Annotated in this window: 7 protein-coding genes and 1 pseudogene; 5 read left to right on the top strand and 3 right to left on the bottom strand. The window is 62.1% G+C overall.

Annotated elements, in window-relative coordinates:
- From ACTHL0_RS04960 to ACTHL0_RS04945, 4 genes and pseudogenes are all read left to right on the top strand, one after another.
- Positions 1-223, top strand: a 223-nt coding sequence (locus ACTHL0_RS04960; protein WP_440565480.1) for a (2Fe-2S)-binding protein, incomplete at its 5' end; no start/stop codon positions are given.
- A gap of 1 nt (position 224) precedes the next feature.
- On the top strand, positions 225-2,477 hold the full coding sequence (locus tag ACTHL0_RS04955) for a molybdopterin cofactor-binding domain-containing protein (protein ID WP_440565479.1): 2,253 nt from the start codon (positions 225-227) through the stop codon (positions 2,475-2,477).
- Positions 2,478-2,528: 51 nt separating this feature from the next.
- Positions 2,529-3,314, top strand: coding sequence for an SGNH/GDSL hydrolase family protein (locus tag ACTHL0_RS04950; protein WP_440565478.1), 786 nt, complete (start codon positions 2,529-2,531; stop codon positions 3,312-3,314).
- A 132-nt stretch (positions 3,315-3,446) separates the two neighbouring features.
- A pseudogene (locus tag ACTHL0_RS04945) lies at positions 3,447-3,551 on the top strand (lipocalin-like domain-containing protein); the annotation flags it as partial.
- Between the two features lie 15 nt (positions 3,552-3,566).
- Here the strand turns inward: ACTHL0_RS04945 and gstA are convergent.
- Entirely contained in the window at positions 3,567-4,199 is a 633-nt protein-coding gene (gene gstA / locus ACTHL0_RS04940) for a glutathione transferase GstA (protein ID WP_440565477.1), read from the bottom strand.
- 145 nt (positions 4,200-4,344) lie between these two features.
- On the opposite strand from gstA, the gene ACTHL0_RS04935 reads away from it, so the two are divergent.
- On the top strand, positions 4,345-4,662 hold the full coding sequence (locus ACTHL0_RS04935) for a winged helix-turn-helix transcriptional regulator (protein WP_440565476.1): 318 nt from the start codon (positions 4,345-4,347) through the stop codon (positions 4,660-4,662).
- A 127-nt stretch (positions 4,663-4,789) separates the two neighbouring features.
- On the opposite strand, the gene ACTHL0_RS04930 is transcribed toward ACTHL0_RS04935, so the two are convergent.
- Complete coding sequence (locus ACTHL0_RS04930; protein WP_440565475.1) at positions 4,790-6,229, bottom strand: MFS transporter; 1,440 nt, start codon at positions 6,227-6,229, stop codon at positions 4,790-4,792.
- Positions 6,230-6,248: 19 nt separating this feature from the next.
- Positions 6,249-8,000, bottom strand: coding sequence for a choline dehydrogenase (betA, locus tag ACTHL0_RS04925; RefSeq protein WP_440565474.1), 1,752 nt, complete (start codon positions 7,998-8,000; stop codon positions 6,249-6,251).
- Between the last annotated feature and the right edge of the window lie 85 nt (positions 8,001-8,085).

The following is an 8,085-nucleotide window of genomic DNA, read 5'->3' as shown; positions in this document are numbered from 1 at the left end:
AACGCCTGCCGGCCGCAAGGTGCAAGAGGCATGGCGGACGATCGACGTCGTGCAATGCGGATATTGCCAATCGGGGCAGGTGATGTCGGCCGCCTCGCTGCTCGCGACGAATCCCGATCCGAGCGATGCCGATATCGATGCGGCCATGTCGGGCAACATTTGCCGCTGCGGCACCTACAACCGTATTCGCGCGGCGATCAAGCATGCCGCGAAGGGGGCCTGACATGTCGCAAGGTCTTCTCGAAGCGGGCCATGCCCTCGAATCGAACGGCGCCGAGGTTTCGCGCCGGACTTTCCTCAAGTTTGGGGTGACGGTCGGTGCGGCCGTGGGCGGCGGATTGCTGCTCGGCTTCAGCGTGCCGGCCGCGGCTGCGCAGCGTGCCGGTAACGGTGTGCGCGGCGTGAAGATCAGTGATGCTTCGCCGTCAGCGCAAGCGGGTACGCTGGCACCGAACGCTTTCATCCGTATCGATCGCCAGGGTAGCGTGACGCTGATCATGCCGAAGGTCGAGATGGGACAGGGCGTTTATACGGCGATACCGATGCTGATCGCCGAAGAACTCGAAGTGCCGCTCGATCAGGTGGCGCTCGACCACGCGCCGCCGAATGCCAAGCTGTATGGCGATCCGTTGCTGGGTGGCGGGCAAATCACAGGCGGCTCGACATCGATCCGTTATGCGTGGCAGCCGATGCGGCAAGCGGGCGCGACCGCGCGGGCGCTGCTGGTCGCAGCCGCGGCCCAGCGTTGGAAAGTCGATACGGTGGCCTGCTGCGCACAGCAAGGCGCGATCGTGCATACCGCGTCGGGGCGCAGTATCGGTTACGGGGAACTCGTCGATGTGGCGGCGAAGCTGCCGGTACCGACAGACATCAAGCTGAAGAGCGCGAAGGAATTCACGCTCGTAGGCAAGCCGACGAACCGCCTCGATTCGCCGCAAAAGGTAGACGGGTCTGCCCATTTTGGATTTGATACGCATGTGCCCGGTATGCGCTACGCCGCGATCGTGCATTGCCCTGTGCTGGGTGGAACGCTCGTCAGCGTCGACGAAACGAATGCCAAGAAAATTCGAGGCGTTCGGCAGGTGGTCAAGCTGACTCATGCCGTTGCGGTGGTGGGCGATCACACGTGGGCAGCGAAGAGCGGGGCGGCTGCACTCGATATCAAGTGGAACGGAGGCGAAGGCGCCACGCTTTCGACGAAAGATATCGTCGACGATCTTGCCGCTGCCGCCGCGAAGAAAGACGGCGCGGTGGCGCATCGGGAAGGAGACGCGGCGAAAGCGATCGGTGCGGCTAAGCATCGCGTCGATGCGGTGTATGAACAACCGTTTCTCGCGCATGCGACGATGGAACCGATGAACTGCACCGTGCATGTGCGGCGTGACGGCTGCGACATCTGGGTGGGAACGCAGGTACCCGGATTCGCCGCACAAGCGGGCCAGAAGGTAACGGGTTTGCCGCTCGAGAAGATCGTGGTGCACAACCATTTGATCGGCGGAGGGTTTGGGCGGCGGCTCGAGGTCGACATGATCGTGCAGGCGCTCGAGATCGGAAAGCAAGTCGATGCACCTGTCAAAGTGTTCTGGACACGCGAAGAGGACGTTCAGCACGATATGTATCGGCCGTACTACTACGACCGCCTTTCGGCTGGGCTCGACGCGAACGGGCTGCCCGTTGCGTGGCAGCATCGCATCGTCGGTTCGTCGATCCTCTCGCGCTTTGCGCCGGGCGCGGTGCAAAACGGTGTCGATGCCGATGCCGTGGAAGTGGCCGCCGAATTGCCGTACGCGATACCGAATCAGACGGTCGACTATGTACGGCAAGAGCCGCGTACGGTACCGACGGCATTTTGGCGCGGCGTGGGTGCGACGCGAGGCACCTTCGTCGTGGAAAGCTTTGTCGACGAGCTTGCCGGGCAAGCACATGCCGACCCCGTGCAATACCGGCGCGATTTGCTGAAAGATAAATCGCCGCGTGCGGCGAACGTGCTCGATGTCGCCGCGCGGGCTGCCGGCTGGGGCGAACCGCTGCCGAAGGGAGAAGGGCGCGGGGTGTCGGTCATGCATGCGTTTGGCAGTTACCTGTCGATGGTGGCCCATGTGGCGGTGGACCCTCAGGGGCAAGTGAGCGTCAAGCGGGTGGTGTGTGCGGTCGATTGCGGGATGACTGTGAACCCGAAGACGGTCGACGCGCAGATCGAAGGCGGTGTCGTGTTCGGCATCAGCGCGGTGCTCTTTGGCGAGATTACGTTGAAGGATGGGCGCGTCGAGCAATCGAACTTCACCGATTATCGCGTGCTGCGGATGAATGAGACGCCGCCGATCGAAGTGCATTTGGTGCAGAGTAACGAAGCGCCGGGCGGAATCGGCGAGCCGGGTACCGCGGCGCTTGCGCCGGCCGTGACGAATGCCATCTTTGCGGCGACGGGTACGCGTGTTCGCAAGCTGCCGGTTGGGGAGCAGTTGAAGCGCGCTTGACGGCCGTTCTTCGATTGGCGAACAATCGCGTTCTTTTTTCAGAAGAATGCGATGTTGACGCTCTATAAGATCGTGCTCGGCCCGGTATTGCTTGCCCAGGCGCGCTGGCTGCGGGCCACCGCGCTTCGGCTGCCGGAGGCGGCGGGGCCTCGCAGTGGCGTAGAAGGCGAGGGCAGGGTCTCCGCCGTTCCTTTGCGGCTTTTAGTGGTGGGCGATTCTTCCGCTGCGGGCGTGGGCGTCGATGAACAGGCGCGCGCCTTGGCGCAGCCCGTGGCCCGGTTGCTTTCGGCTGCCACGGGGCGCCGGGTTGCCTGGCAATTGATCGCCAAGTCGGGCGTCAACACGGGCGAGGCGTTGGCGCTGCTGGCGCGCAGCCAAATCGAGCCGGCGGATTACGTCGTGACTGCGCTGGGTACGAACGACGTAACGTCGCAGCGCAAGCCGGCTGGTTTTCTGCGCGATTACATCGCGTTGGAAGAGTATCTTCGAGAGCGGACAGGCGCCATGGGGATGGTGGTCACGGGGTTGCCGCCGTTGCGGATTCTTCCGGCCGCGCCGCATCCGTTGCGATGGTATCTGGGCCGTTATGCGCTTCGGCTGGATAGCGCGCTGCGGCGTTGGGTTGAGCTACATGCTGCGCGTCGCTATGTTTCTCTCAATTGGGCGGCGAATCCTGTCGAAATGGCGGTGGATCGCTACCACCCGGGTCCGAGCCAATATCACCGATGGGCGGAGTTGGTGTGCGAGGCAATCGTTACGCTGATTGATCCTTCGGCATCGTTAGCATCGCGCGCGAACGATAGTGTGGCGGCTCATACGTCTATTGGTTGTTGTTAAGCGATCTGTTGGCAAGCCTCTGCCTGTCCCTGGCGAAACCTGCTCATAAAAGCGATGGGCGGCATCTCGGTGATCGGCGCTGGTCACCTCGAGCTTGACGCAGCCAACTGAGTGAAACCAGCGTTCGACGTAGAGCAGAAGCGTAGCTTCGAACTCAAAGACGGCGAATTGAGCTACCGCGTGGCGCCGCGGCCGAACGGCGATGTGCCGATTTCGGTTTGGCGCCGTGTGGACTAGATCCGTAATCTGGCTTTAGCCGTTCAATCCCTCGGCCGCGAGCACTTGTTGAACATGCGGCCGGGCTCGAACTCGGTCGTACCATGCGCGCAAGTTATCAAGCGAGGTCAAATCGATGTCGGCGTGATAGACCGACTTGATCCACGCAGCCTTGCCCCAACCGGTCAACGCGAACAGATAGGCATCGGCTACGGTGAACGCTTCGCCTATGAGGTAGCGCTTGCCGCTCAGTTGCCGATCGATCCATTCGAATCGGCTTTTCAGTTTTGGCCGTGCCGTATCGACGTACTTTCCCGCAGCCGCCGCATAAAGCAGCGGAATGAATCCTTTATGGATTTCCGAGGACAGGAAGTTCAGCCACTCCTGCAGCCGATAGCGGGCCATCGTGCCATTGGCCGGCGCGAGTCCGCTGCCCGGGCGCTGGTCTGCCAGGTATTGCGCGATCACCGGGCCTTCATGCATGAGAGAGCCGTCGTCGAGTTCCAATAACGGCACGTAGCCGAGCGCAGCGACGTCATAAAAGTCCCGACCATCTTCGATCAAGTGCTTGCGCGGATCGACCCGAATCAACTCTGCGTCGAGTCCGGTTTCGCGCAAGACGATATGAACCGCCTGCGAGCAACTTCCGGGTGAGTAATAAAGCTTCATGCCCATCCTTTTTCAGATTTGAATGAATGTCGGAGTCCGCACGACGTGCGATGGGCATCGACTATCGGGGATCTGCGTTAAAAAAGGAAGAAGGCATTATTTTGTGATATAGGTACAAAATGTATACCAAGGCCCCAACTTTTCGATGAAAAGCAGTGTGAGCGGATGTTCGGTAGAAGAGGCGATGCGCCTCCTGGGTGGCCGTTGGCGCTTGTTGCTCGTGTCGTATCTGCTCGACGGCCCGAAGCGCTTCAGCGAACTGCGTCGCGATGTACCTGGCATCTCTCAGCGCATGTTGACGCTTGACCTACGCGCACTCGAAGACGCGGGCCTCGTCAAACGAACCGTTTTCCCGGAAGTACCGGTCAAGGTCGAGTACGAGCTGACGAATGACGGCCGCCGGCTTCAGCCCGTCGTGGCGGTGATGAAGGAGTTCGGGCTGTGGCTGAAGAGCCGTGCTTGACGTGGGCCGGTTGCGCCCGCTACGTTCCGCCTTTCTTGCGCTTGCGGCCGAACACGAAATGGCCGCGCAGTGAGCGTGCGCGCGGTCTCAACGTTCCGTGTACGCTCCGTGTAGTCAGCCGCGCCAGTCACTTCGCCTCATCGAACGCGGCGACATAGCCGTCCGTCCGGGCTGGTGCTTCGTCCCCTTGCCCCAGCGCTTCGAGCGCCAGCCCCTTCGTCTCGATACCCATCGCCGCCACCGCGATGGCGGCTAGCGCAAACGAACAAGCGCCGAGCGTAAACACACCACTTTGGCCGAACGTGGGGAGCACGACGCCCACGACGTAAGGTCCGATCAGCGACCCGATCCGTCCAATCGCCGAGGCGAACCCGGATCCAGTCGCGCGTGCCCCTGTGCCGTAAAGCTCCGGCGTATAGGTGTAGAGCGCGGCCCACATTCCGAACAGGAAGAACTGCATGCCGAGCCCGGCGCAAATCACGAGCGCGACGCTCCCTCCGTGCAACGCGGTTTGTCCATACACATACGCCATCACCGCACCGCCCACGAGCGACGCGACGCAAGTCGGCTTACGCCCCCAGCGTTCCACGAGCCACGCCGCGCAGAGAAAGCCAGGAATCCCCGCCAACGAAATCCAAACCGTATAGAGGACAGACTTGGCGACCGCGAGGCCAGACTGTTGCATCAACGCCCCGAGCCAAGACGTCAGCCCATAGAAACCGAGCAGCGCGAAGAACCACAGGATCCAAACCATGATCGTGCGCGTGCGATAGACGCCACTCCAGATCTCTCTGAGCGCACTATGCGTTTTCGACACCGGCGGCGGATCGAATGCCATCACCGGGGCCGGCAAAACCGATATCCGACAAGCGCGCATGACTTTGGTCTCGATCGACGAGAGGACCGAGTGCGCTTCGCTCGCCCGGCCGCGATGCTCGAGCCACCGCGGCGATTCGGGCACGATTCGCCGCACGATCAACACGAATGCTGCCGGAAGCGCAAGCAATGCAAATACGGTGCGCCAACCAAAACTCGGTAGAACGAAGTAGGAAACGACGCCGGCCGTGATGAATCCCAGCGGCCAAAAGCCATCCATCAACGCAATGAGGCGGCCGCGCGAGGCGGTGGGCACGAATTCCGACAACAAGGCTTGAGCAACGGGAAATTCCATCCCCATGCCGATGCCGAGCAGGATGCGATAGACAATCAAGGCATCCACGCTATGCGCCGTCGAGCATAGGTACGAGGCCACGCCCCACAGCACCATGCTCCACTGAAACACGGGGCGCCGCCCAAACCGATCGGCGAGCAGCCCGGCCACCGCGGCGCCTCCCACCATGCCGAAAAAGCTTGCGCTGGCGACGAGCCCGGCCGTCGCCGTCGTCAAACCGAATTCGCTCTTGATCGACCCGAGCACGAATGTCATCGTGCCTAGATCGACGGAGTCGAAGAAGAAGGCAAGTGCGATGACGACGAACAGGGTGCGGTGATACGACGAGAATGGCAGGCGTTCGAGGCGTGCGGCGGCGTTCGCGCGAAACGGCGTCGGGGAAGCGGCATTCGGCATGATGGGCTCGTCGATGAGTTCAGTTGATGATGGATGCGGCAGACGTTGGCGATGCCGGAGCGGGCGAACGTTCGGACGCCGGCTTCTCCGATGCGCCTGACGCTCCCGCCCGCGCAGGCGTCCCGTTCGCCACGTAATACGGCACTTCCACGCGTGCCAACGGCGTGCGCCCTCGAATGCGATCGGCGATCTTCTCGGCGAGCATGATCGTTGGTGCATTCAGATTGCCGGTGGTGATGCGCGGCATGATCGACGCATCCACCACGCGTAGCCCATCGACACCATGCACGCGGCCCTCGGCGTCCACCACGGACATCTCGTCGTACCCCATCGCACACGAGCAGGACGGGTGGTAGGCCGTCTCCGCATGCGCCCGAACGAACGCGTCGAGCTCGGCATCCGTTTTGAGCGCCGAACCTGGACTGAGCTCACGGCCGCGATATCGATCGAGTGCACGCTGCGCGATGATGTCCCGCGTAATGCGGATCCCATCACGAAACTCGCGCCAATCGAGCGGATCGGCCATGTAGTTGAAGAGGATGCTCGGATGGGCGCGCGGATCGCGCGAGCGAAGCTTGATCCGGCCGCGGCTCGGCGAGCGCATCGAGCCCATATGCGCCTGAAAGCCGTGCATGTTGATCGCGTTCGATCCGTTGTAGTTAATGGCGATCGGCAGAAAATGGTATTGAATGTTCGGCCAAGGATCGTCGTCGCGCGTGCGAACAAAACCGCCCGCCTCGAATTGATTGCTCGCGCCGATCCCCGTGCCATTGACGAGCCATTCCAATCCGATCGCCGGCTGGTTGTACCACTTCAGCGCCGGATAGAGCGATACGGGCTCCTTGCACTCGTACTGCATGTAAATCTCGAGATGGTCTTGCAGGTTACGGCCGACGCCCGGCAAATCGAGCACAATGGGCACGCCGAGTTCGCGCAGCCATTCCCCGGGACCGACGCCCGAACGCTGCAGCAATTGCGGCGACGCGATCGCTCCCGAACATACGAGTACTTCGCGCCGCGCATGCGCCGTGACTTGCGTATCGTGATGGAGATACGCGACGCCAACTGCACGCTTGCCCGAGAACAGAATGCGATCCGTCTGCGCGTGCGTGACGATCGTCAAATTGGATCGCTGTCGAGCTTGATCCAGGTAGCCGCGCGCGGTGCTCGCGCGTCGGCCTTGCGCCGTGACGGTGCGATCCATCGGCCCGAAGCCCTCTTGCCGATAGCCGTTCAGATCGTCGGTGCGCGGATAGCCGGCCTGCACGCCGGCTTCCACCATCGCTCCGAATAGCGGATTGTTGCCGGGCTTGCTCGTCGTGACGTGCACGGGGCCGTCGCCGCCGTGATAGGCGTTAGGGCCAACGTCGCGCGTTTCCGCCTTCTTGAAGTAGGGCAGGCAGTCGAGGTAGCTCCAGTTCTCGAGCCCCTTGTTTTCAGCCCAGCCATCGTAGTCGAGGGCGTTGCCGCGGATGTAGCACATGCCGTTGATCAACGAGGACCCACCCAAACCTTTGCCGCGTCCGCATTCCATGCGGCGGTTGTCCATATGCGGCTCCGGCTCGGTTTCATAGGCCCAGTTGTAGCGCCGGCCCTGTAACGGAAAGGCGAGGGCGGCTGGCATCTGCGTGCGGAAGTCGAAGCGATAGTCGGGGCCGCCGGCTTCGAGCAGCAAGACGGTGACATCCGCGTCTTCAGTGAGCCGCGTGGCCAATACGTTGCCCGCGGACCCCGCACCGACGATGATGTAGTCGTATTCCTTGGCACTCACGAACGCTCTCCTTCGTCCTTCAGAACACGGGCCGGTAGGGGCCGAGTTCGACCTGAACCGATTTGATCTGCGTGTAATGCTCGAG

The sequence above is a fragment of the Trinickia sp. genome (assembly GCF_051961175.1).
GTDB lineage: Bacteria > Pseudomonadota > Gammaproteobacteria > Burkholderiales > Burkholderiaceae > Trinickia.
Note: the sequence above shows the minus strand (reverse complement) of the source record. Positions and strands in the feature narration are given on the sequence as shown.

Bases quoted from the DNA above. Each gene is read 5' to 3' on its own strand.
- ACTHL0_RS04955 (WP_440565479.1), top strand. From the start codon at position 225: ATGTCGCAAGGTCTTCTCGAAGCGGGCCATGCCCTCGAATCGAACGGC.
- ACTHL0_RS04950 (WP_440565478.1), top strand. From the start codon at position 2,529: ATGTTGACGCTCTATAAGATCGTGCTCGGCCCGGTATTGCTTGCCCAG.
- gstA (WP_440565477.1), bottom strand. From the start codon at position 4,199: ATGAAGCTTTATTACTCACCCGGAAGTTGCTCGCAGGCGGTTCATATC.
- ACTHL0_RS04935 (WP_440565476.1), top strand. From the start codon at position 4,345: ATGAAAAGCAGTGTGAGCGGATGTTCGGTAGAAGAGGCGATGCGCCTC.
- ACTHL0_RS04930 (WP_440565475.1), bottom strand. From the start codon at position 6,229: ATGCCGAATGCCGCTTCCCCGACGCCGTTTCGCGCGAACGCCGCCGCA.